At 61.8% G+C, this 24,707-nt stretch carries 18 protein-coding genes; 9 read left to right on the plus strand and 9 right to left on the minus strand.

Translation table 11 applies throughout. From position 1 onward, the window contains the following. Window positions 1–23: 23 nt before the first annotated feature. The 3 genes from GTP45_RS07925 (at window position 24) to GTP45_RS07935 (ending at window position 3,414) form a co-directional block, all read left to right on the plus strand. On the plus strand, window positions 24–2,399 hold the full coding sequence (locus tag GTP45_RS07925) for a glycoside hydrolase family 3 N-terminal domain-containing protein (RefSeq protein ID WP_161013300.1): 2,376 nt from the start codon (window positions 24–26) through the stop codon (window positions 2,397–2,399). An 88-nt stretch (window positions 2,400–2,487) separates the two neighbouring features. Further along, window positions 2,488–2,961: a VOC family protein gene (locus GTP45_RS07930; protein WP_166454551.1), complete on the plus strand. Its 474-nt coding sequence runs from the start codon at window positions 2,488–2,490 to the stop codon at window positions 2,959–2,961. An 84-nt stretch (window positions 2,962–3,045) separates the two neighbouring features. Then, window positions 3,046–3,414, plus strand: a complete 369-nt coding sequence (locus tag GTP45_RS07935) for a response regulator (protein WP_161013302.1) — start codon at window positions 3,046–3,048, stop codon at window positions 3,412–3,414. On the opposite strand, the gene GTP45_RS28360 is transcribed toward GTP45_RS07935, so the two are convergent. Then, window positions 3,411–3,728 (minus strand): DUF6434 domain-containing protein, encoded by a 318-nt coding sequence (locus GTP45_RS28360; protein ID WP_217363317.1) that lies wholly within the window; start codon window positions 3,726–3,728, stop codon window positions 3,411–3,413. The two genes, GTP45_RS07935 and GTP45_RS28360, sit on opposite strands and share 4 nt — an antisense overlap. After that, window positions 3,725–4,444 (minus strand): alpha/beta hydrolase, encoded by a 720-nt coding sequence (locus tag GTP45_RS07945; RefSeq protein WP_371874420.1) that lies wholly within the window; start codon window positions 4,442–4,444, stop codon window positions 3,725–3,727. The genes GTP45_RS28360 and GTP45_RS07945 overlap by 4 nt, the downstream gene beginning before the upstream one ends. Before the next feature lie 120 nt (window positions 4,445–4,564). Between GTP45_RS07945 and GTP45_RS07950 the strand changes: the two genes are divergently transcribed. Next, window positions 4,565–4,903 carry a hypothetical protein gene (locus GTP45_RS07950; RefSeq protein ID WP_161013303.1) on the plus strand — a complete coding sequence of 113 codons (339 nt, stop codon included), beginning with the start codon at window positions 4,565–4,567 and terminating at the stop codon, window positions 4,901–4,903. A gap of 1 nt (window position 4,904) precedes the next feature. On the opposite strand, the gene GTP45_RS07955 is transcribed toward GTP45_RS07950, so the two are convergent. The 3 genes from GTP45_RS07955 to GTP45_RS07965 all read right to left on the minus strand — a co-directional run bounded on the left by GTP45_RS07955 (window position 4,905) and on the right by GTP45_RS07965 (window position 10,777). Further along, the gene (locus tag GTP45_RS07955; protein ID WP_161013304.1) at window positions 4,905–6,572 is read right to left on the minus strand and encodes an alkaline phosphatase family protein; all 1,668 of its coding nucleotides are present in this window, start codon (window positions 6,570–6,572) and stop codon (window positions 4,905–4,907) included. A gap of 75 nt (window positions 6,573–6,647) precedes the next feature. Continuing rightward, a complete protein-coding gene (locus tag GTP45_RS07960; RefSeq protein ID WP_161013305.1) occupies window positions 6,648–10,184 on the minus strand; it encodes a pectinesterase family protein in 3,537 nt (1,178 codons plus the stop codon). Between the two features lie 29 nt (window positions 10,185–10,213). Further along, the gene (locus tag GTP45_RS07965) at window positions 10,214–10,777 is read right to left on the minus strand and encodes a PEP-CTERM sorting domain-containing protein (RefSeq protein ID WP_161013306.1); all 564 of its coding nucleotides are present in this window, start codon (window positions 10,775–10,777) and stop codon (window positions 10,214–10,216) included. A 391-nt stretch (window positions 10,778–11,168) separates the two neighbouring features. Between GTP45_RS07965 and GTP45_RS07970 the strand changes: the two genes are divergently transcribed. The 5 genes from GTP45_RS07970 (at window position 11,169) to GTP45_RS07990 (ending at window position 18,733) form a co-directional block, all read left to right on the plus strand. Beyond that, window positions 11,169–11,807, plus strand: coding sequence for a hypothetical protein (locus tag GTP45_RS07970; RefSeq protein ID WP_161013307.1), 639 nt, complete (start codon window positions 11,169–11,171; stop codon window positions 11,805–11,807). Window positions 11,808–11,987: 180 nt separating this feature from the next. Next, on the plus strand, window positions 11,988–13,445 hold the full coding sequence (locus tag GTP45_RS07975) for an efflux transporter outer membrane subunit (protein WP_371874421.1): 1,458 nt from the start codon (window positions 11,988–11,990) through the stop codon (window positions 13,443–13,445). Window positions 13,446–13,469: 24 nt separating this feature from the next. Next, window positions 13,470–14,615, plus strand: coding sequence for an efflux RND transporter periplasmic adaptor subunit (locus GTP45_RS07980; protein ID WP_161013309.1), 1,146 nt, complete (start codon window positions 13,470–13,472; stop codon window positions 14,613–14,615). 12 nt (window positions 14,616–14,627) lie between these two features. Continuing rightward, entirely contained in the window at window positions 14,628–17,699 is a 3,072-nt protein-coding gene (locus GTP45_RS07985) for an efflux RND transporter permease subunit (protein WP_161013310.1), read from the plus strand. Window positions 17,700–17,707: 8 nt separating this feature from the next. After that, a complete protein-coding gene (locus tag GTP45_RS07990) occupies window positions 17,708–18,733 on the plus strand; it encodes a GGDEF domain-containing protein (protein ID WP_161013311.1) in 1,026 nt (341 codons plus the stop codon). Window positions 18,734–18,804: 71 nt separating this feature from the next. Here the strand turns inward: GTP45_RS07990 and GTP45_RS07995 are convergent, their stop codons facing one another. Genes GTP45_RS07995 through GTP45_RS08010 form a run of 4 tightly spaced genes read right to left on the minus strand, consistent with a single transcriptional unit; the run spans window position 18,805 to window position 24,685 of the window. Further along, complete coding sequence (locus GTP45_RS07995; RefSeq protein ID WP_161013312.1) at window positions 18,805–19,707, minus strand: MaoC/PaaZ C-terminal domain-containing protein; 903 nt, start codon at window positions 19,705–19,707, stop codon at window positions 18,805–18,807. Then, on the minus strand, window positions 19,704–21,074 hold the full coding sequence (locus tag GTP45_RS08000; RefSeq protein WP_161013313.1) for a serine hydrolase domain-containing protein: 1,371 nt from the start codon (window positions 21,072–21,074) through the stop codon (window positions 19,704–19,706). The genes GTP45_RS07995 and GTP45_RS08000 overlap by 4 nt, the downstream gene beginning before the upstream one ends. Further along, a complete protein-coding gene (locus GTP45_RS08005) occupies window positions 21,075–23,468 on the minus strand; it encodes a TonB-dependent receptor (protein ID WP_161013314.1) in 2,394 nt (797 codons plus the stop codon). Beyond that, a complete protein-coding gene (locus GTP45_RS08010) occupies window positions 23,465–24,685 on the minus strand; it encodes a sterol desaturase family protein (protein ID WP_161013315.1) in 1,221 nt (406 codons plus the stop codon). Before GTP45_RS08010 ends, GTP45_RS08005 begins: the two co-directional genes overlap by 4 nt. Window positions 24,686–24,707 lie beyond the last annotated feature (22 nt).

A 24,707-nucleotide genomic window follows, 5' to 3' on the forward strand; every position in this document is an offset into this window, starting at 1 on the left:
AATAATTCATAAGGAGACAATGCATGACCAATAACCGTAGGCAGTTCCTCACTTCCGTAACCGGCTTGGCCGGGATGACCGTGTTGCCGTCGTTCGCGGCCACTGCGCAAGCGCCGTACAAGAACGCGTCGCTGCCGGTGGAGAAGCGCGTGGACGACCTGCTTGGCCGCATGACGCTGGACGAAAAAATCGCCCAGATGCTGTGCACCTGGCAGGCCAAGACCGAGATCCAGGACGCCAAAGGCGAGTTCTCCGCAGCCAAGGCGCAGAAGGCCTATCCGAACGGCTTGGGCATGATCGCCCGCCCGTCGGATCGCCAACTGGGGCAGGCCGCAGGCGCTGGCGATACCGGCGCGCTGGCCAACCGCAATGCGCTGGAGACGGCAACCTACGTCAACGCCGCGCAGAAATGGGCGGTGGAGCAGACCCGCCTCGGCATCCCGCTGTTCATGCACGAAGAGGCGCTGCACGGTTACGTGGCGCGCGATGCGACCTGCTTCCCGCAGGCGATCGGTATCGCGTCGTCGTTCGACACTGACTTGACCACCAAGATTTTCAGCGTGGCGGCGCGCGAGATGCGCGTGCGCGGCGCCAACCTGGCCCTGGCGCCGGTGGTGGACGTGGCGCGCGAGCCGCGCTGGGGACGTATTGAGGAAACCTACGGTGAAGACCCGTACCTGTGCGGCGAAATCGGCAAGGCTGCCATCGTCGGCTTCGCCGGCAAGGACGCCAAGCTGGCCAAGGACAAGGTATTCGTCACGCTGAAGCACATGACTGGCCACGGCCAGCCGGAGAGCGGCACCAACATCGGCCCTGCGGAAGTCAGCGAGCGCACTTTGCGTGAGGAGTTCTTCCCACCGTTTGAGAAAGCGATCAAGGAAACCAATGTCGGTTGCGTTATGCCGTCGTATAACGAAATCGGCGGCGTGCCGTCGCACGCCAGCCACTGGCTGCTGCACAAGGTGCTGCGCGAGGAGTGGGGCTTCAAGGGCATCACCGTGTCCGACTATTTCGGCATCAATGAACTGATCACGCGACACAAGCTGGCGGCCACGCCGAAGGAAGCTGCGTACCGCGCCATCAAGGCTGGCGTGGACGTGGAAACGCCGGACGGCTTGGCCTACAAGGAGCTGGGCGCGCTGGTGAAGGAAAAACGCGTCTCCGAAAAAGAGATCGACGTCGTGGTGCGCCGCATCCTGACCATGAAGTTCCAATCCGGCTTGTTCGAGCAGCCATACGTGGACGCCAATGTGGCCGACAGCCTGACCGCCACGCCGGACGCCATCGCCCTCGCGCGCCTGGCCGCAACCCGCACGCCGGTGCTGCTGAAGAACGACAAGGGCCTGCTGCCGCTGGATGGCAAGAAGGTCGGCAAGGTGCTGCTGATTGGTACCCACGCCAAGGACACGCCAATCGGCGGCTATTCGGATATTCCGCGCCACGTGGTGTCGATTCACGATGGCCTGGAAGCCGAGGCCAAGGCGCAGGGCTTCTCGCTGTCGTACTCGGAAGGCGTGCGCATTACCGAGAGCCGTGTGTGGGGCGCTGACGAGATAAAATTCACGCCGCCGGAAGTCAATGCGAAGCTGATCGCAGCTGCGGTGGAAGCGGCCAAGTCGGCCGACACCATCATCATGGTCTTGGGCGACAACGAGCAAACCAGCCGCGAAGCTTGGGCCGACAACCACCTCGGGGACCGCGATACGCTGGACTTGATGGGCCAACAGAACGATCTGGCGCGCGCCATTTTCGCGCTGGGCAAACCGACCGTGGTGTTCCTGTTGAATGGCCGTCCGCTGTCGATCAACCTGCTGGCGGAAAAGGCCGATGCGATTATCGAGGGCTGGTACATGGGCCAGGAGACCGGCCACGCTGCGGCCGACCTGCTGTTCGGCCGCGCTAATCCGGGCGGCAAGCTGCCGGTGTCGATTGCGCGCAGTGTGGGCCAACTGCCGATCTTCTACAACCACAAGCCATCGGCGCGCCGTGGCTACATTGATGGCTCGACCAAGCCGCTGTATCCATTTGGCTTCGGCTTGAGCTACACCACCTTTGCGATTTCCGAACCGCGCCTGGCCAAGGCCAGCATCGGCGTGAACGAGTCGACCAAGGTGGAGGTGGACGTCACCAACACCGGCAAGCGTGCCGGCGATGAAGTGGTGCAGATCTACATCCGCGATGATGTCAGTTCGGTCACGCGTCCGGTGCTGGAACTGAAAGCGTTCAAGCGCGTCACGCTGCAACCGGGTGAGAAGCGCACGCTGAGTTTCGATATCAAACCGTCCGATCTGTGGTTCTACAACACCGATATGAAGCGCGTGGTGGAGCCGGGCAGCTTCACCATCCACGCCGGCCCGGATAGCGTGAACCTGAAATCGGCCAAACTGGTGGTGAGTTAAACAGTGTGCAGCGTTTAAACTCTTCGCTGTAGAATCGCTGCTTGGTAGCCAATCCGGCTGCCAAGGCGGCGAACAGAGGAGAGTGGCAATGAAGAAGAACACGATCTGCCTGTGGTACGAGCGCGATGCTGAAGAAGCTGCGCATTTCTATGCCCGTACTTTTCCGGGTAGTACCGTCGGCGCCGTGCATCGCGCGCCAGCTGATTTCCCCGGCGGCAGGGCTGGCCAGGTGCTGACCGTGGAATTCACCGTGTGCGGCATTCCCTGCATGGGCCTCAACGGCGGCCCGGCCTTCAAGCAAAGCGAAGCCTTCTCCTTTCAAATCGCTACCGAAGACCAGACCGAGACCGACCGCTATTGGAATGCCATCGTCGGCAACAGCGGCACCGAAAGCGCGTGCGGCTGGTGCAAGGACAAGTGGGGCGTGTCATGGCAAATCACCCCGCGCGTGCTGACCGATGCCATGGCGCAAGGCGGCGATGTCGCCAAGCGTGCTTTTGCCGCCATGATGGAAATGGGTAAAATCGACGTCGCCAAGATCACGGCCGCCATCAACGGCTGATGCGGGATCGTGCGCTAGCGAACATATCGATTGTGCCTGGCTTGTTAGGATGAGTTCACTAATCCAAACAACGTGAGGCAAATCATGGCAAGCGCAAAGCAGGTACTGGTGGTGGATGATAACGTCGACGTCGTGGAGTCCTTGTCGGCTTTATTGGAGTGCCAAGGTTACGAAACTGCGGCGGCCCATAACGGCTACGAGGCCTGTGACTGGGTGCGCGAAGCGATGCCGCGGGCGATTATCATGGATCTTGGCATGCCTTGGATGGACGGCTTCTCCGCCGCCCGCGCCATCCGCCGCATCCCCGGCGCGCAGTCCGTACCTATCATCGCCTTGACCGGCTCCGCAGACCGCGACTCCGCTCGCAAGGCCGTGGCAGCGGGTTTTACCCAGCACTTCTCCAAACCGCTTAATTTCGATCACTTGAACCAGTACCTGGATAGCTTAAGTTAAAAGGTTCCGGCGCAGGCCGGAATCCAGAAGTCGGCAGTGTGCCTGCGGAGTATGGATTCCCGCTTTCGCGGGAATGACGGAGCGGCGAGTGCTGGCCGAACTTGGCCTCGCCTTGCGTGGCGCGTCCACTCGTCCGCCACGTCACCCATGTTCTTTGCAATACCGTTACGTACCCACGCCATGAATTCACGGTCGAACTTGAAATCTGGCCCACAATGATGAGAAAGAAAGCGCCTGACGTTCTGCGTGTTTTTGTAATCAGAGTTGACTACCGTTGCACGCGAAATTTCTCCTCCATGCCAATCGAATTTCATCGTACCTCCCGGGGGGATATTTCTTTTGGCACGCGGCTGTCCGTGTGGGCTAGTTGCAATATGCCGATTTCCTTGAGCCAGTTCTCAACAAGGGCGGGCCACGATGATAGCGGGTGATCCTTGTCGCGCAATCCGAAGGCGTGGCCGCCTTTGGCGTAGAGGTGGACTTCGGCTGGCGCGCCGGCGCGATCCAGCGCTTGTGCGTAGAGAATGCTGTTGCAGATTGGGTCGACCGGATCGTCCCATGCTTGCAGCAGGAAGGTCGGCGGTGTTTTATCCGTGACGCGGATGCTTGAGTCAAACTTGCCGCCGGCGCGGCACAGGTGGCCCGGGTACAGTGCAATCGCAAAATCAGAACGGCTGCTTAGCTTGTCGTTGGCATCGACTGGCGTGTAGGTGGAGGTGTAGGTATTGCTGGTCTGGGCCACCAAGTAGCCACCTGCCGAAAAGCCGATCACGCCGATCTTGGCGGGATCGATATTCAATTCCTTGGCCTTGGAGTGCACCGTCTTGATCGTGCGTTGCGCGTCTTGCAGCGCGCGCGGCACCTTGGGCGTGATGTGGCATTGGCACTTTTCATCCCAGTAGTGGTTGCTGCCGGGGACGCGGTATTTGAGCGGCACGCAGGTGATACCGCGCGATGTCAGCCAGTCGCAGATTTCCGTGCCTTCCAAATCCATTGCCAGCACCTTGAAGCCGCCGCCGGGGAAGACCACCGCGGCGGCATCGGTGCGACTGTAGATCAGTGGGCAAAGGCAAGTAAGCGGACTGTGTTCATGATATCGGTCAAACGGAACTGTGTTGACTAGGAAGGTGATGAGGCAGAATATGGAGCGATGAACTCCTTCACCGACAAAGATTATATCGATGCCAAGCTCGACGCTACGGTCGCGCGGTTCACTGGCGAGCTGAAGGCACATGAGCTCATCGTGAACGCCAGAATAGAAGAGCTCGCCAGAAATACGGACACAGGCTTCAAGTCGTTGCACGATGAGTTCACCGCAAAGTTTGCGAAGTTTGAGGGCCGCCTGATTAAATGGGTTGTGGCAACCGTACTTGGCGGCGTAGTGCTTAATACTTCCATCATGACGGCCTTATTACTGAACCGGCCGCCACAAGTGCCGGTTGCGCCCATCGTCATCTACGCGCAACCGGTGCCACAACCTTCCAGGTAAATTAACGCAGGGTCTCGACCAGCACGCGGCCTTCGCTGCCTGCCGGTGGGCGCAGGTGCAGCAGGTTGGCCAAGGTCGGCGCGATGTCGACCACTTCGGCGTACTGGCCGTAGGCGCCCGGCTTGACCCAGCGTTTACCCATAATCATCAGCGGCACGTTGGTGTCGTAAGCGTACGGCGAGCCGTGCGAGGTGCCGCTGGTGCCGGTGCCGAAGTACCAGTATGGCTTGGTGATCACCATCAGGTCACCCGACGACTGGCGATTCCACGCGCGGCGCATCAAGGTGTTGATGTGCGTGCCTTGCACCGCGCCGCTTTCAAACTGCGTACGCGTGAAGGTATCGACGATGCCGTTCTGCGCCATCAGGTACTGAGCCGCTGCGTTCTCCACGTCTTCGCGTTTCAGCTTGTTCTGATCGGCCAGCGCGTAGTCGAGGTGGATGTTCGGCAGCGACCATGCTTGCACCAGCTTCGCCACGCCGAATTTCGCTTCAAGGTGCTTGTCCAGGGCCGCCATCAGTTTGTCGCCGTCAAGACGCTGCGCATCGTAGTGCTGCGTTTGCGAGAATTCCGGCGTGTTCGGGAAGCCGTGATCGGCGGTCAGCACGACCAGCACGTTGTCCATGCCGATGCGCTTGTCCAGGTAGTTGAAGAAGTCCGCCAGCATGCGGTCTACGCGCTGCAAGTGGTCGTGCGACAGTTTGCTCTCCGGGCCGAACGCGTGATTGACGTAGTCGTGCGCCGACAGGCTCACGCCCAGCAGATCCGGCACGCCGGCCGGATTGCGGCCCAGGTTTTCACCTTCCACCGCCGCGCGCGCGAAGTCCAGCGTCAGTTGATCGAGATAAGGACCGACGCGCAGACTAGCGTAGTAGCCTGCGTCGATCTCGCCGCTCTCGCTATAGTAGGTGTACGGCAGGCGATTGTGCGAACCCGGTTTCGGCACGTTCAAATCTTCCGGCGCATCGCCCGCGTATGCGGCTTCCGGCAGCAGGGCGGACCAGGTCTTGCCGTAGTAGCGATCCTGCGGCTTGGTCGCCAAGTACTTGGTGGCCCACGCCGGATGCTCTTTCATGTAGTAGGTGCTGCTGGCGAAGTTACCGGTTTTGTCCATGTACATATAGGCGGTGCCGGTTTTACCCGCCAGCAGAATCGCGCCGCGATCCTTGCCCGACACAGTGACCACCTTGGCGCGGCTGCCGGTCGCATAGCGCAGCTCATCGCCCAGCGTATTGACTTTCAGCTTGGCCGGCGAGGTGCCGTCGCTAGGCTTGGTCTCTTCGCCGATGTAGGTGTAGTTGGTGTCTTCGGTGCAGTAGACCGATTTCTTGGTGATCGGGTCGATCCAGTTATTGCCGATGATGCCGTGCACGTAAGGATAGGCGCCGGTCAGCACTGCGCTGTGGCCGATGGCGGTCACGGTGACGCCGTGCGCCTGGTGCGCGTTGCTGAAGGACGCGCCCTGATCCAGCATGCGGCGCAAGCCGCCTTCGCCAAATTGATCTCGGTAGCGCTGCACCTGCTCATTCGGCAGGCCGTCCACCACCAGCACGACGACGAGCTTGGGCAAGGTGGAGGCGGTGGTGGCCGCCGGCGCGGCGTAGCAGCTGGTCAGTGCAAGGGTAGATGCCGCCAGCACGATGGCGCGTAGGGACATGGTTTTGGTCATAGAAGTCGTCGTGTAGGTTGTGTGGGATAACATGCAATGTTATCCCATTCTTATGACGAGACGATGACTAAGGTTTTATGGCTGCGGATTCCAGCCCGTTCCGCCACCATATGCCGCAAACACCTTGGCCCGATCCGCAAAGCCCGCCGCCACGTCGCTGGCGCTCAGCTGGAAGCCGCCGACGCGTGCCGCAAGGTTGATAGCATCACCGGCCAGCGTGGTGCTGCCGTACTCGCGCCATCCGCTGGCGGCGCTGGCGAGAGCAGGATTCGGCGCCGGCTGGCCGTTCACGCCCGCCGCAGCCCATCCGACGCTGGCAATGTGCGTATCCATCTTGGTGTTGATGAAGGCGATATTGTCCCAGTAGGCGCTGTTGCCGGCGCTGCGGGCGAGGTAGGTCGCGCCGGTTGGCACGTCGCCATGTAGCGGGCCTGGGCCAGGGCCGTGCGTCAAGCGGCTGTTGAGGAACACGTAGCCCTTGTCGCCGCCGTTGGCGGCGCGCGCTTGCAGAATGTAGCCGCCGCTGGTGGCGTTGCTGGTGTCGCCGACAGAACGAATCTCGCTTTCCTCAAACAAGGCTGCGCGGCTGCTGCCCCAGATGAAGTCCACATTGCCCGCCACTAGCGAACGCCAGAACCACGCGTAGCCTTTCAGGTTGAGCGTATCCTGCTCGCTGTAGAAATTGGCGTTCTTGGCGATCAGGCGTCCGCTGTCGTTATTGAAGTAAATCGTTTCGGCCTGCGCGGAGATCGCGGAGGAGCGCAGCGTGGTGTTTTTCAGCGTGATGGTATCCAGCACCAGCATATCCGACGATTCCACCAGCAGCACCGAGCGGCCGCCTGCTGCTGCGGCATCGGCGTTGGCCTGACTGGCGCCGGAGCCGGTGTTCAGCGTGTCGTAGTTGGTGTACTGGATGATGGCGCCGTCGCGGCTTTCGCCGACCAGCGTGACGTTGTCCTTGCCGCGCAGGTAAAGCAGCTCGTTGTAGACGCCATTGCGGACGTGGATAGTGACTGGATCAGCCGCGCCCATGTTCTGCATGGCGAAATTGAGTGCGCCTTGCACGGTGGTGAAGTCGGTGTCGGCAGCATCGCCCACGGTGAGGCTGGCGGCAGAGGACGGCGCGCTGGCGCGAGTGCTGAACGACCAGCCGCCCAGCGCACCAATGCCGACAAACGGCACGCCGCCCAGCGAGGCGCCGGTGAACACGCCGTTAGATATCGCCACGTAGTATTCAACGCCATAAGCCAGCTTGTTGGCGTGCGGCTTGATGGTGACAGTATTGCCGCTGATGCTGACCGGCGTGGTATTCACTTTGCGTACATTGGCCTGCCCGGCATAGCCGAGGATATCACTCTCTCCGGTTAAGCGAATCACGTCCACCAGCGCGTTATCGGCTTTGCGGAAGATGCGGATGGTGCCACCGCTGCCGAGCGTTGGCGGGCCGTCAAACGTCAGCCGCAGCGATGCATCGATGTTGACGCCGTCCGAGTGCGCGGCAGGCAGGGCGGCGCCGGTCAGTGCGTAAGTCTGCGTCGGCTGTACGAATTGCGGCGCGATGGTGGCCGCGATGGTGCGCATCAAGGTTGGATCGGAATCGCTGGTGACCGTGATGGTGGCCGTGCCTGCGCCCACCGGCGTTACGTTCAGCACCGTGCCGTTGATCGACACCGCCGCCACCGCAGGATTGCTGGACGAAGCGGTGTAGCCATCCAGCGTGCCATCCGGCTTCACCGCATTAACGCTCACTGCCAGCGGCGCATCGCCCACTTCCGCCGCATAAGTCAGCGTGGACGGATTCAGCGTCAGTTGCGCAGGCTTGAGCGAAGGATCGCCAATCCGCACATCGTCAATCTGGAACGACTTGTTAGTGGTGTACAGGCCGACCAAGCCGCGCTCCGCGAAAGCAGCATCGGTGATGGAGCCGAGCGCCTCGCCATCCAGATAGACCGTCAGCGTGGCGCCTTTCATTTCAAAGCGCACCGTGTAGAACTGCGCGTCCATTTGGATCGGCTTCTTCACCTGCTTGGGCCGCGTCAGCGTCCCGTTCAGCATCTTGGCGATTTCCACTTGCGTGCTGGTGGTGGCGGCTTGTACGTTAAGGCCTGCGCCGTACCAATTGGTCGCATCCTTGTAGCGCGTGAGCAGGTACAGTAGCTTGTTGCTGGTGGTGCTGTTGGTCATGGGCTTGATGCGTGCCTCGACAAAGTAGTCGCCCGAGGGAACGCCGCTCATGGCAGTGGGCTTGAGCGTCGCCAGCACGCCGCCGGTCGATGCGGCCGTGTACTGCATCACGATATTCGCGGCGCCGATGCTTTCAGGCTTGACGCTAAGGCTGCCGTTAGGGCCGGCCACCGGCAGCAGATTCCAGTTCGCCATGCTGCTGTTCTGGAAATCGTCGCAGAAGTACAAGCCGGAAGGCGGGCAGGTGAGGGTGATGCCAATGTCCGGCGTGACATTACCGCTGCCGCTGATATTCGACGTGAGCTTGCCGGCACCGGCCTGCGCGATGGCGTTAGGCTTTACTAGCGCCAGTGGCCGCGCGCTGAAAGCATACGGCACGCTGTAAGCCACGCTACTCGGCGTTGCGCATCCCACCAACGCCGCGCCATTCAGCACCGAGCCGCTATCCTTGAAAGCGCCCGGCACCGTGCCGCCTATCGGCGTAACGACATCATCGCAGCGTGATACGCCGGCAATCTCGAACACGTTATTATTGGACAGGATCTGCGCCTGCTGTCCCACGCCTACCGCATACTCGAACGGGTAAGCCGGATGCGTCTTACTGCCCACGAAGTAGTTATTAAACAGGTGAACCTGCCCATAGCGCACGCGTGGCGCGCGGCTGACGATATCGCGGAACACGTTATTGCTGAAGGTGATATGCAGCTTGCCGCTATCCGCCGTCGCCGTGTCGCTGGAGCCGATCAGATTATTTTTGCGGTGCTGGCCGAACGCGTTGTAGGACACCGTCACGTAATCCGAAGCGTTGGTGATATCAAGCGCGCCATCGTGGCATTGCTTGACCTGGCCGTTTTCGATCGGCAGCAGGTCGTCGGTCATGGCGCCATCGGTAAAGGTGACGTGATCCACCCAAACGTGATCCGAGCCGGTCACGCCGATGCCGTCGAAGGCCGAATTCCAGTTGCCGAGCGAGCCGTCGTTCGGATCCCACACTGGCCCGACGTCGCACGGATTCACGATCTTCAAATTGCGGATAATGATCTGCGAGACATTGGACACCACGATATGCCCATTCACGATGCCCGCATTGCCATCCGCGCCAATCAGCGTGGTATTGCTGGGCAATCGGATCAAGCCGCGTATCGCCTGGTCACCGCTGTTCGCATACGGCACGCCCTCGGTCATATCAATCGTGCCGCTTAACTTGATGATCTTCGGATTGACGCCGCCTCGCTGTATCGCCGCCAGCAGTTGCGGGCGCGAGCTCACGGTGTAGATTTGCGAACTGATGGCAGCCGAACCACCGACGGTGCCGGCGCCAAAGCCATCCGCCGGCGCGGTTTGCAGCGCTGGGTCGATGGTGGCGGCATGCAACGCCGTCGTCAAGCCGAGCAGGCAAAGCGCTGCCCTGAAACGAGTAAGTTTCATCTGAAGCTCCTTGAATTGTGAGAGGGCGTTTAGCGGTTGCGGCGGCGCGCGCGCATTGCTGCGCTTAGTCCGATCAGGCCGGCCGCCAGCATCCATGCCGTCGCTGGCTCTGGCACCGCTTGCAGCGTGACCGCCGTCACCAGCGGGCTGAAATCGCCATTCCACTGCACCGCGCTCAAATCGATGCTGATGGTGTGATCGTTGACGATGGTGAGCACCGGCGTGCCGCCAGTGATGCCCGCATCCACCACGCGGAAGTCCGCGATGGGCGCGCCGAGCGTGGCACCAAAGTCAAAGCTGGCAACGTAGGAACCAGCCGGAATTGACGCGTTGTTGAAGATGGTGAGCTGGCCGTCGGCAGAAAAATCAAAGCCGAACAAGGCATCAGCGGTAAAGAACTCGGCGCTGACGTTATACGGATCGAGACCGCTGACGGAGCCGCCGGCGTAGTTGTCGCCCAGGCTGAGCACGGAACCAGCGCTGTAGCTGGCGTTAATGACGGCATTTTGCAACGGATCGGCGGCCGCCCGCGTGGCGCCGGCGGCGAGCAGCAGGCATGCCGCAGCTGCGGCCTTGCGTAAGGTGAGGTGCATTTTGTCTCCAGATAGTTTGAGTTCAACAACGCCGGTCTATGCCGGTCGCCGGTCGGCACACCTCGCGTATGCCGTGCCACCGAGAGGAGGGCCGGGGGATGGCCGAGCTCGCAAGTGGTCAAAAATCTGTGATGCGGTGGGGTACTGGTTGACCAATTCTACGGTGGTCTGACCAGTTGTGCAACGCGAATGTTGTGCCTTCATCATCAAAACGCATGCAAATCTATCAAAACAAAAAGGCAATTGATTTTGACAATCAAAATAGTGTTGTATGGAAAGTTTATTTCAGGAAAAGAGCACTTTTTTGCAGGAGAAGAGCGCATGAAATGGAAACTATTGCTAAAACGCTGATAGAATATAGGGGTGAGGAATCTTCTTGCAGGAGCCGATTATGATTATGGTGAACAACATTGGTGGTGCTACCCTTTCCGCAGCCTTGGTTGCAGACAAGGCGCTCGCGCCTGTCAAACCCGCTGAGTCGGATAAGAGCACGAACGCTGACCTGAGCGCGTCGGTTGCCGCCTATCTGTCGTTGCCGGGCTTTAATGCCACTAGCCCTCTGCAAATTGACACCAGCAGCGCGACCAATACTGGCGACCAAGCCAATGCGCTGGTCAAAGCCGTGTCGGAAGACGAAACGCTGAAGACCGCTTTGCAGCAATTTGATGAAGGCCTGAAAAAGCTGGCTGAGCGTCCAGAAACGCAAATCTTCCAGGCCCGCTTTGGCGCGGAAGCAGAAGCTGCGACCGCCAACCCGCTGAACGATTCGCTGCCTACTCCAGAGCCGCTGCCGGGCGTCGGCAAAGACGGCCTGCTGGGTGTGCCGCCGCCGGACGCTGAAATGGCTGCCGACACCAACCATGACGGCAAGATCAGCGAAGACGAGCGCATCCGCTACGAAGCGCCGCTGACCTACCGCAGCCTGGCGCACGACGAAGTAGCCGATGCGCAAACCAACGGCCCTAACGCCTTCTCGCTGACCGAAGTCAACCGCGCTTATGGCGCCGTGGCGACCCCGGAACCAGCATAATTCAGCCAGCCTAAGCCTAAAACGGGCCTTGCCGGAAACGGCAAGGCCCGTTTTTTTATCTCCGCAAGGCAATAAACCCACACCTGAACCGGAAAAGATGAGAACATGTTAAATAATGTCTATTATTTAACCTTTGGTTGATGATAAGTTAAAAATCAGTAACAGGTGTGGGAGACTGTAGTGAAAAAACGGATCTTCACGGCGGCGCTGATCGCCGCGGGTCTGAGTGGATGTGCACTCGGGCCGGACTTTAAAACCCCTGCGGCGCCAGCAACCGCCAGCGATAGTTACACCCCCAAGCCGCTTCCTCAACAAACAGCATCCGCGCCGGGCATCGGCGGCGCGTCGCAGCAGTTCGCCCTTGGACAGGAGATTCCTGCACAGTGGTGGACGCTGTTCCGATCCGACGCGCTCGATCAGTTAATCCGCAACGCGCTGGCGCAAAATCCGAACATGGCTGCCGCCGAAGCCGTGCTGCGCCAGGCACAGGAAAACTATAACGCGCAATCGGGATCGCTGGTTTATCCATCGGTGAACGGGCAACTGGGCGTGGCGCGGCAGAAGGCCAGCGCCGCCACGGCGGGCGCCGGTGCGGGCGTATTCAATCTGTATAACGCCTCGGTCAATGTCTCGTACACGCCCGACGTTTTCGGCGCCACGCGCCGCACGCTGGAAGGCGCGCAGGCTGCGGTGGATTATCAGCGCTTCCAGCTTGAGGCGACCTATCTGGCGCTGAGCGCCAGCGTGGTAACGACTGCGATCCAGGAAGCCTCGCTGCGCGCCCAGCTCAAGGCCACGCGCGAAGTGCTTGATGCGCTGACCCGCCAGCTGAACGTGATCGAAAAGCAGTTTGAATTCGGCGCGGTGCCGCGCACCACGGTGCTCAGCCAGCGCAATCAGGTCGCGCAGGTGGCGGCTACCGTCGCGCCGCTGGAGAAGTCGCTGGCGGCGGCGCAGCACCAGCTGTCGGTGTTGGCCGGTAAGCTGCCGGGCGAAGCGGGCATGCCGGAGTTTGCGCTGGAGTCGCTGACTTTGCCGGAGCAGTTGCCAGTGTCCTTGCCGTCGGCGCTGGTGCGCCAGCGGCCCGACATCCGCGCCAGCGAAGAACAGCTGCACCAGGCCAGTGCCGCCATCGGCGTGGCGACGGCGGCGCAATACCCGCAGTTCACGCTGAGCGGCAGCTACGGCTCGTCGGCGCAAACCTTCGGCAAGCTGTTTGAGTCGGATACCAATGCGTGGAATCTCGCGGCCAGCCTGGTGCAACCTATCTTCAACGGCGGTGCGCTCAGCGCGCGGCGGCGCGCGGCAGAAGCAGCCTACGATGCGGCAGCAGCGCAGTATCGCGCCACGGTGCTGGTGGCGTTCCAGAACGTGGCCGACGCGTTGCGCGCATTGGACGCCGACGCCGCAGCACTGAAAGCGCAAGCGGAAGCCGAAGCGCTGGCGAAAGAGACGCTGGCCTTGTCCGAGCAGCAGTACAAGCTTGGCGGCATCAGCTACCTCGTCTTGCTCGATGCGCAGCGCAGCTACCAGCAAACCCACATCGCCCTGGTGCAGGCGCAGGCAGCGCGCTACGCCGATACGGCAGCGCTGTTCCAGGCGCTCGGCGGCGGCTGGTGGAATCGTAAAAATCAATAATCAAATACTGCAGGAGATAGCTTCATGACTAAGCGTATGCTCATCATGGTAGGTGGTGTTCTTTTACTGGTCGTCGTGCTGGCGTTCGGGAAGTACATGCAGATCCAAAAACTGATAGCCAGCGCGCCCAAGCCGAGCGCGCAAGTGGTCACTGCCGTCAAGGTGCAGGCGTCCGAGTGGCAGCCGCAATTGAGCTCTGTCGGCACGCTGGCGCCGGTGCGCGGCGTGGACGTCACCACCGAAATCGCAGGACTGGTGCGCGAAGTGCGCTTCAAGTCGGGCGACGAGGTGAAAGCAGGGCAGGTGCTGTTCGAGCTGAATGCGGATTCCGACATTGCGCAACTGCGCGCGCTGCAAGCATCCGCCGATCTCGCCGCCACTACGCTCAAGCGCGACAAGCTGCAACTGGCAGCGCAAGCCATCAGCCAGGCGCAGGTCGATAGCGACGAGGCGGATTTGAAGAGCAAGCAAGCCTTGGCCGCGCAGCAGAAGGCCTTGGTGGATAAGAAAACCATCAAAGCGCCATTTGCCGGCAAGCTTGGTATTACCGCCGTCAATCCGGGCCAGTACCTGAATCCCGGCGATAAGCTGGTGACGCTGCAAACCATTGATACTGTGTATGTCGATTTCTTCGTGCCGCAAAAGCAGCTGGCCGGCCTCTCCATCGGCCAGAAGCTGAACTTGACCGCGGATGCTTATCCGGGCGTGGCTTTCCCCGCCAAGGTCACTTCCATCAGCCCGAAAGTGGATACCGCCACCCGCAACGTCCAAGTGCAGGCCACGGTGCCGAATGCAAAGCGCCAGCTGTTGCCGGGCATGTTTGCCAACGTGGCGCTGGATCAGGGCGAGCTGAAAAAATACCTGACCTTGCCGCAGACCGCCATTACCTACAACCCGTACGGCTCCACCGTGTTCGTCCTGGCGCCGCCGGCTGCCAATGCCAAGGATGCGCTCAAGGATGACAAGGGCCAGCCGTATCTGGTGGCGCAGCAGGTATTCGTCACCACCGGCCCTACGCGCGGCGACCAGGTGGCGATCCTCACCGGCGTCAAAGAAGGTCAGACGGTGGTCACCAGTGGCCAGCTGAAACTGAAGAACGGCACGCCGGCCACCATCGACAACAAGGTGCAGCCGGCCAACAGCCCGAATCCGACGCCGCAGGAACACTGAGGATAACGCGCCATGAACTTTACCGATATCTTCATCAAGCGGCCGGTGCTGGCCAGCGTGATCAGCTTACTGATCGTGGTGCTGGGTTTGCGCTCGCTGTTCAGCCTTCCGATCAACCAGTATCCGAAGACGCAGAACGCGGTGGTGACTGTCTCCACCACTTATTACGGCGCGGATGCGGCCACGGTAGCGGGTTTTATCACCCAGCCGCTGGAATCGGCCATCGCGCAGGCGCAGGGGATTGATTACCTGTCGTCGTCGTCGAATAGCGGCGTGTCGACCATCACGGCCACGCTGCGCCTGAACTACGACTCGAACCGCGCGCTGACCGAGATCACCACGCAGGTCAACTCGGTCAAGAACCAGTTGCCGCAACAGGCGCAGCAACCGGTGCTGACGGTGCAAACCGGCCAGACCACGGACGCCATGTACATGGGTTTCTACAGCGACACGCTGCCGACCAATAACGTGACCGACTTCCTGGCGCGCGTGGTCAAGCCTAAACTCGACTCGATCCAGGGCGTGCAAACCGCCGAGCTGCTGGGCGCGCGCCAGTTCGCGCTGCGCGCGTGGCTGGATGCGGGCAAGATGGCGGCGCATGGCGTCACTGCGGCGGAAGTCAGCGCGGCGCTGGCGGCGAATAACTACCTGGCCGGTCTCGGTTCGACCAAGGGCCAGATGGTGACTGTGCCGCTGACTGCCGGCACCGACCTGCACACGGTGGACGAGTTCAAACAGCTGGCCGTCAAGCAGGCCGGCGGCGCCATCGTGCATCTGGAGGATATCGCTACCGTCACGCTGGGATCGGAGAACTATGACTTCAATGTTGCGTTCAGCGGCGTGCGCTCGGTGTTCATCGGTATCAAGGTGGCGCCGGACGCGAATATCCTGGACGTGGCCAAGCGCGTGCGCGAAGCCTTCCCGGCCATCCGCGATCAGCTGCCTGCGGGCCTGACCGGCGAGATCGTCTACGACTCCACGGAGTTCATCAACACCTCCATTGAGGAAGTGGTGAAGACGCTGGTGGAAGCGCTGCTGATCGTGACGGTGGTGATCTACCTGTTCCTCGGCAGCTTCCGTGCGGTGATCGTGCCGGTGGTGGCGATGCCGCTGTCCTTGATCGGCACCTTCTTCGTGATGCTGATCCTTGGCTATTCGATTAATCTGCTGACGCTATTGGCGATTGTGCTGGCCATCGGCCTGGTGGTGGATGACGCCATCATTGTGGTGGAAAACGTCGACCGCCACATGAAGGCGGGCATGACGCCGTTCGACGCCGCCATCGTCGCGGCGCGCGAACTGGGCAGTCCTATCCTGGCGATGACGGTGGTGCTGATCGCGGTGTATGTGCCGATCGGCTTCCAGGGCGGCTTGACCGGCGCGCTGTTCACCGAGTTTGCCTTTACGCTGGCTGGCGCGGTGGCGGTATCGGGCATCGTGGCGCTGACGCTGTCGCCCATGATGTGCGGCCACTTCTTCGATCATTCGCAGGACGAGGGCAAGTTCGTGAAAGCCATCGACCGCGTGTTCGAGAAGGTTCACAACGGCTATCTGCGCGTGCTGCATAGTTTGCTCAACACGTGGCCGGTGCTGATCGTGTTTGGCGTGATCGTGTTTGTGCTGCTGATCTTGCAGTTCAAGATGTCGCAGTCCGAACTGGCGCCGGAAGAAGACCAAGGCATCGTGCTGTCGCAAGTGGTGGGCGCGCCGACCGCGACCTCGGATCAAATGCAAGCCTACGCCAAGCAGATTTTCGACGTGGCGAAAAGCCTGCCCGAGTACGAGCAGATGTTCCAGATTACCGGCGTGCCGACCACCAATTCCGGTATCGGCGGCGTGCTGTTTAAATCATGGGACAAGCGTAGCCGCTCGGCGCACGAAATCCAGCAAGAGCTGCAAGCCAAGTGGAACGGCATTGCCGGCGGCCGCGTGGCGGCGTTCCAGTTCCCGGCGCTGCCCGGCAGTTCCGGCTTGCCGGTGCAGTTCGTGATCACCACCACCGAGCCGTTCGAAAATCTGAACACGGTGGCGCACGCGGTGTTGGAAAAAGCGCAGAAGGACAATAAATTCTACTTCGTCGACGTCGACCTGAAAATCGACACACCGCAAGCGCGCGTGGATGTAGACCGCGACAAGCTGGCCACGCTGGGCCTGACGCAGCAGGACTTCGGTAACGCCATGGCGGCGGCGCTGGGCGGCGGCTACGTCAACTACTTCTCGATCTCAGGCCGTTCGTACAAAGTGATCCCGCAGGTGCAACAGGTTGATCGCTTGAACCCAAGCGATGTGCTGGACTTCTACATCAAGACGCCAAGCGGCGACATGATCCCGGCCAGCACCGTGGCGACCATCAAGTACAGCGTGCAGCCGGAGGCGATTAATCGCTTCCAGCAGCTGAACGCGGCCACCATCTCGGGCGTGACCGGCGCCTCGCAGGGCGAGATCCAGCAGTACCTGCGCGACGCCTTGAAGGAAGTGGCGCCGTCGGGCTACACGGCGGACTTCTCGGGCGAATCGCGCCAGTATGCGGCGGAGTCGGGCGGCTTCCTCGTGACCATGCTGTTCGCGGTCATCATCGTGTTCCTGGCGCTGGCGGCGCAGTTTGAAAGCTTCCGCGATCCGGTGGTGATTCTGTTCTCGGTGCCGATGGCGCTGTTCGGCGCGATGACGTTTATCTTCCTCGGCTTCGCCTCGATCAACATCTACACGCAGGTCGGCCTGGTGACGCTGATGGGCCTCATCTCCAAGCACGGTATCCTGATCGTGGAGGTGGCGAATCACCTGCGCGCGGCCGGCAAGTCCAAGCGCGAGGCGATCGAGGAAGCTGCGGCCACCCGTCTGCGTCCTATCCTGATGACGACGGCGGCGATGGTGTTCGGCGTGGTGCCGCTGGTGATTGCCTCTGGCGCGGGGGCGGCGGGCCGTCACGCGATGGGCCTCGTGATTTTCACCGGCCTGTCGATCGGCACCTTGTTCACGTTGTTCGTGGTGCCGGCGATGTATATGTTCCTTGCGGGTGAGCACAAGGCGGAGGCCAAGCCGGCCGTCGCTTCTGGCGAGCCAGGCACGCAGGGCGCACACTGAGTATCGTGATGAATATGAGCGGCAAATCCGGTGCGGGGCGCTGGCACTGGCTGTCGGGAGGGCGCCAGCGGCGACAGGAAGAAATCATCCTGATGCTGCTGTGCGCCCTCAGCATCCCGAGCATCTTGCCGTTCGGCGTATACCGGCTGCTGCAAGGTAGCTGGGCCTCGGCGGTGGTAGACATGCTGCTGGTGGCCGGCATGACCGCGGTGATTGTGCACGTGTGGCGCACCGGCCGTTACCAGGTTGCCAGCTTGCTCGTCACGATCTTCTACTCGGTGGGCATGCTGGTGACCGTGTACCTGCGCGGCGTGTCGCTGGTCTATTGGGTGTATCCGACCATGATTGCTGCGTACTTTGTGCTGCGGCCTGCGGTGGCGGTGGCCATCAATAGTGTCGGTCTGCTGGTGCTGGTGGGCATCCTGACCATGCAGTTGGAGGTGGTCAACCTGATGACCATTGTGGTGACGATCGGTCTGGTGAACCTGTTCGCCTACATTTTCGCTTACCGCACCGGCTTGCAGAACAAGGAGCTGCACACGGCGGTGGAGCTGGACTTCCTGACCGGTGTCGGCAACCGCCGCGCGCTGGATCGCAAGCTGTCCGAGTATGCGCAGGAGCGCAGGCCCCAATTGGAATCGAGCTTGCTGCTGCTCGATCTTGACCACTTCAAGCAAGTCAACGACCAATACGGCCACGCGGCGGGCGACAAGGTACTGGTGCGCTTGGCGGAACTGATGCGCCGCCATACGCGTTCGTCCGACCGCATTTTCCGTTATGGCGGCGAGGAATTCGCCATCATGGCCAGCGGCGCGGGGTTAAATGCTGCTGCGGTGCTGGCGGAGGGCTTGCGTTCGGCAGTGGCTTCGGCCACGCTGCTGGAAGGCCATCCGATCACTATCTCCATCGGCGTGGCTTACATGAACAAGGCGCGCACGCCGGATGACTGGCTGGCGGCAGCCGACAAAATGCTGTACGCCGCCAAACAAGGCGGCCGCAATGCGGTGCGCGTGGCGGAAGACAGCATTGCATGAAGCGGGCGATAGCAGCAATGCCGGCCACGCATGCGCTGACCGCCGAGGCAAGTGCCGTCAGACCCGGGTTCTCAGCGCAGCCGTCCCGCCAGGTGTAGCGCATCGCCGCTGCCTGCGAGACGCAGGGCGCGCCAGCCTTCGGCGTCGGCCGCATCTTCCGGCGCTACCTGCACCGACAAGGCAAGGCAGGGCAGCGCTACGGGCTTGACGAAGCGGACATCGATTTCGTTGAAACGCACGTCTTGCTGCGACAGCACTTCGTAGCTGCGCACAAAGCTGCCGAAACCGTGCAGCACCATGCCTCGGAATACCGAGCGCCGCGCCAGCGGAGCAAACCAGTGAATCGGATTGAAGTCGCCGGTCAGCAGCGCGAAACGCAGGCCATCTCGCGCATCGGCGTGCCACAAACCGGCCGTGATCCAATCCGGCTCGTTGCCGCGCTCCTGCGGCGTTTTCGGCGCGCGAGGCCCCGGCAGCAGGAAACTCATATGCAGCCGCGCTTCCACCAGCGACGCTTGTTCGGCGGTGCCGGTGACAACGGCCACCACTACCTTGATGCGGCCCGGCGTCTGCTCGATTTGTTCGACGCTGGCCGTCACGTGCAGCGGCGTATTGCGCGGCAGGGGGCCTAGCACGCGCAAGCTCACACCCTGATTAATCACGCTGGTCAGGCGGTAGGGCATGCGCAGCAGCAGTTCGCCCACCAGCGGCAAGCTCCATTGCGACACCATGTGCGGCGGCAGCCGGCCCTCGTAGCCGCGCGCCGCACCGGCCCATGCAAGGTACTGCTCCACCAGTTCTTGCGGCGGGGCGCCGAGTACGCGCGTGATTGGAGCGATGCGGCTGGCCGCACCGTCGTCCGGCCTGGAGGCCGGCACCAGCGCATTGATCATCGTGTGGCCGACCACGCGCGCGCCGGTCAGCAGCATAGCGCCTTGGTGGCGCAGCAGGCCGTAAGGCACGGCGCCAGTCATGGCTGCACCGCCTTGACCACGGCTGCCAGCAGCGCTTGCGGCTGATACAGCAGGCGATGCGGCGTCAGGCCCAGGCGCACCACCACCAGCTGCTGCGAGGGCACGATGGCGATGCTTTGGCCGTCATGGCCCTTCATCCAATAGGTATCGGCGGGAAGCTGGAAGCGCGTGTCGGGATTCTGGCCTTCAGGCGTATCGCCGGACGGCCCCCAGCGCCACAACTGTCCTTGTCCGTATTGGCCGCCCGAAGCCGCAGCCACTTGCTGCATGCCTTCGACAAAACCGGCAGGCAGTATGCGTTTGCCTTGCCATATGCCGTCTTGCAGCAGGAACTGGCCGAAACGCGCCCAGTCCAGCGTATTGGCGTACATATAGCTTGATCCGACCAGATTGCCGCGTGCGTCGGCTTCGATCACCGCGCTGTTCATGCCCAGCGGCGCAAACAGGCGATTGTGCGGCAGCGACAGCGCGTCATCGCCCGCCGCGCGCTGCCAGATGCGCGACAACAGCACCGTGGTGCCGCTCGAATAATTCCATTTGCTGCCCGGCGGATGCTCCAGCGCTTGCGAAGCCGTGAAGGACGCCATGTCCGGCTCCAGGTACAGCATGCGAGTAACGTCGGACACGTCGCCGTAACTCTCGTTGTAATGCAGGCCGCTACTCATGGACATCAGCTGCGCCAGCGTGATTTGCGCGCGCGGGTCGGACTTGTCCGGCCAGAAGCCGTCCTGCTCTAACGACAGCTTGCCGTCGGCGATCTGCATGCCGACCAGCGCCGCCGTCACGGTCTTGGTCATCGACCATCCCAGCAGCGGCGTTGCGGCGTTGAAGCCGGCGCCGTAGCGCTGCGCGATCAGGCGTCCGCGATGGATCACGGCCATGCCGCGCACGCCGGGGCCGGCCAGGTCGTCCTGTTCCAATAAAGCCTGCACGGCTTTATTGGTTTCGGCCTGCGAACCAGTCGGCCAGGGCACCTTAGGCGATGGCGCCCAAATCTTGATCGGATTGAATTGGTGCTTGGCGGCTTGTTCAACATCGCCATCCGGCACCACGGCGCAGCCGGTGCCGGGACGATACACGGCCATGCCGTCGCCGATAAAGCCAAGGAACTGGGTGCGCACCGTTTTGCGTTCCTGATCGACGCGCACGCTCAGATGTTGAAGCACTGGATGGCCGGGCGCCTGCACATCATCGGCCAATACGGCCTGCGCATCGCGCCCGGCGATAAACACATTGGAACAAACGATCTTGGCGCCGTAATTGGCGCCGACCTTCAACAACTCTGGAGGATGGACGGCCAGAGTCGCCGCACCGCCTGCCGCAACCACCAATACTGCCGCAGCAGCCAGTACGAGTTTTGACGCCATTTACATGCTAGCCCTGAATTCCACGCCGATTGCGCGCGGCGGCGTGATGTTGGCATATGGCGCGCCATATTGTTCGGTTTGACCGCCCAGCGTCTGGATGTAGCGCTGGTCGAATACATTGTTGACGATCAGCGCCACGCCGTACCGCGAGCTTGGACTGTCCCAAGCCAGGCGCAAGTCGTACTTGCTCATGGCGGTGCCGGTCTTCAGTTTAGCAGTACTCAGGCAGCTCAGGTCCGCCGTGTCGCTGTTGCAGCGCTCCGCCGTGGCGTGCGTGCCCTGGAAGTTGACGCTGGCGCGGCCATTGGCGGTCTCCCAGTTCATATTGATGCCCGCCATGGCGGTCAGGCGCGGCGTGCCGACCGGTTGGCCGCCCAGATCCAGCGTGACATGGCCGGCAGCGTCGAGACGCTGGTAGCGGGTGTAAGTCTGGTTGATGTACTCAAAGCCGCCGAACAGCGTCACACGCGGCGACAGGCGAATGCGTCCATCCACGTCGAGACCATGCGCCTTCTGGTCGCTGGAGATCACGTTGTAAGTCGGGATGGTGCCCACGCTGTAAAGCTGAACGTCTTGCAGGTTCTTGAACTTGTAGGCGAACAGCGATGCGTTCAAGGTGGCGCGCAGCGCCGGCAGCACGATCTTGGTGCCGGCCTCGAAGTTGGTCATTTTCTCTGGCTCAAAGCTTGGATCCTGGCCGGTGCGCGTGGCCGATGCCGGATTCGGCGGCGTGAAGATATTGAAGCCGCCAGCCTGGTAGCCGCGCGAGATGGAGGTGAACAGCAGCGTGTCCTTAGTCAGTTTGTGGTCCAGCACCAGGCGCGGGCTCCAGTCGGTCCAATCCTTCTCACGCGTGACTGGCTTGGCGACCAGCCGCGCGGCGGTGTCGAAGATCACGTTGGATGGGAAGGACGCTGCATTCAAGCCGGCCAGTGGACCGAAACGATTCAGGAAGTCATCCAGCTGCGGCGATACGCGGCCCGGCACGTACCACGTCATCTGCTTTTTGTCCTTGGTGTAGCGCAGGCCGACGGTGGCATTGGTTTGCGGCGTCAGGTGCCAGATGGTGTCGCCGTAGATCGAGGCCGACTTGGTGCGCACGTCGCTGTAGTGGGTCTCGTCCCACGAGAACACGCTGCTTGGGCTGATGCCCGGCAGGCCTGCCGCAGCAAGGCCGCCGAACAGCATGGCGAAATTCGGATCGCCGCCGGCGAACTGGCTCAAGGTATCCAGCGTGCCGGTGGTGACGTAGGCGCCCGCGTCCTGGTGCTCGTTGTTGTGATAGAAGCTCAAGCCGCCGATCCAATCCAGTTGATCGGTCTTGCCCGACAATTTGAACTCCTGCTGGAAGCTGTGCGCGCGCTTGGCGTCCTGAGTGGTCAGGTGCAGGGTAGGGCGGTCGGTGCCGTCGTTATCGGTCAGGTTGTGCGTTTTGAAGCGGCGATAGGCGGTGGTGGAGTTGAAGGTCATGCCGGCCACCGGCGCTTCAAAGCGCAGCGTGGCGCCGTCGAACATGCGGCCCTCGCTGCCTTGCTGGTCATTGGCCAGCGGTACATCGAACGGATTGACGAAGTTGGCGGTGTAAGCCGCATCGTACACGCCGCGATAGCCGCCCAGCGGCAGCGCCGGATTCTTCACCACGCCGAAGGCCGGGCGCCCGTACTGCTCCATGTTCTCATGCTCCAACGACAAAACCAGCTTGGCGGCGTCGAAGTCCTTGCGCAGCGAAACGCGGGTGGCCCAGTCTTTATCGCCGCCTGATTTTTTACCGGTGGCGGTGTTGTCGGCCCAGCCCTCGCTGCCCGAACGTACCACCACGATGCGGGTGGCGAAGGTGTCGGTGATCGGGAAGTTGAGCATCACGTCGGCATTGGCGCGGCCGAATTTACCCAGCTTGACGTGGGCGTTGGCGTCCACTTCCTTGCCCGGCTCATTGGTGGTGATGGCGATCGCACCGGCCGCGCTGTTACGCCCGAACAGCGTGCCTTGCGGGCCTTTGACGACCTCGATGCGCTGCACGTCGATGAAGTTCATCAGCGCGCCGCCGGTCTTGCCGGTGTAGACGCCGTCGACGTAAATGCCGACTGGCGAATCGGTGGCAATGCCGAAGTCCGCCGCCTGCACGCCGCGGATGCCGAACGACGGCTGGGTAGGTTCAATCGCATCGACCGTCAAGCCGGGTATGTAGCCGTTCAAGTCCGCCAGGTCCTTGGCGCCGACGCTTTCAATATCCTTGGCGGTGACCACCTGCATGGTCATCGGTACGTCCTGCACCAACTGCTTGCGCGACTGCGCGGTGACGACTACCGACTGCACTTCGTCGGCGGCCCATGCCGGCGGGACGAAGAAGGCCGCAGCAAGGCTGGCGGCAATAACGGTGCGATGCGTTTTCATGTTGTCTCCCATTGATGTGTTTTTATATTTTTTTCCAGCCATACAGCGGCGCCCAGTGAGAGCGCCAGCACCGTTGCACGCAGCAGCAATGGCGCTTCGTATCCAAACCAATCCGGCAGCAGCGCAAAGGCCAGGCCGAGAACAACGCCGCGCGCCTGCTCAATGCGCGCACCCAAGCGGCGGCCTTCCAGCAAGGCGCCCAGCGATAAGGTACTGGCTGCGATCAGCGCGGCGTACAGCACCAGCGAAGGCAGCGGCAACGACGGGGCCAGCGCGATCAGCTGCATCACGCACGGCGCCAGCAAAGCAAATTGCAGGATGCCGTAAGCGGCGGCCGGCGCCGGCGTGTGCGGGCGATAGTGCTGGAATTGTGCGTCGTCGAAGTGGCCCAGCGGTTCGCCGGTCCACGCGCCCGGCGGCGCCAGCCACACTTGTACTTTCTTGCGCCAGCCCTTGGCCTGCGCGGTGGACTGCCACAAGTCGGCGTAGTAGTGCAGGTTGGCCCACAGCGGATTGAGGCTGCGCAGCGGCGAGCGCACGCCGTAGATGATTTTCTCGTCGTCGCGTTCATCGGCAAAAGTGCCGAACAAGCGATCCCACAGAATCAGGATGCCGCCGTAATTGCGGTCGATGCAGTAATCGTTCTGGCCGTGGTGCACGCGGTGGTTGGACGGCGTGACGAATACGCGGTCCATCCATCCGAGCCGCCCCACCATCTCGGTGTGGACCCAGTATTGATACAGCAGGTCGATCAGCGCCACGCCCACCATCACCATCGGCGGCACACCGGCAAGCGCCATCGGCAGGTAAAAGAACCATCCAAACAGCCAGCCGCTGGAAGTCTGGCGCAGCGCGGTGGACAGGTTGTAGAACTCGGACGAGTGGTGCACCACGTGCGCGGCCCACAGCACCGCCACTTCGTGGCCCATGCGGTGCGCCCAGTAGTAGAAGAAATCGTAGGCCAGCAGCGCGCCGGCCCACACCCAAACGCTGTTGGCGGGCAGGGTGGTGAAGCGCCATTGCTCGAAGACGGCGACGTAAATACCGAGCGTCGCCAGCTTGGCGAACAAGCCGGTAATCTGGCTCAGTACTCCGAGGTGCAGGCTGGTGAGAGCGTCGGCAGTGTCGTAGGCCTTGGCGCCGCGGCGATGCGCTATCCATACTTCCAGCAGGATGGAAGCGACGAACACGGGAATGGCGAAGACGATAGGATTCACTTGAGCCGGCGATCGTTTAGGT

This window comes from Duganella rivi, assembly GCF_009857435.1.
Lineage (GTDB): Bacteria > Pseudomonadota > Gammaproteobacteria > Burkholderiales > Burkholderiaceae_D > Rugamonas > Rugamonas rivi.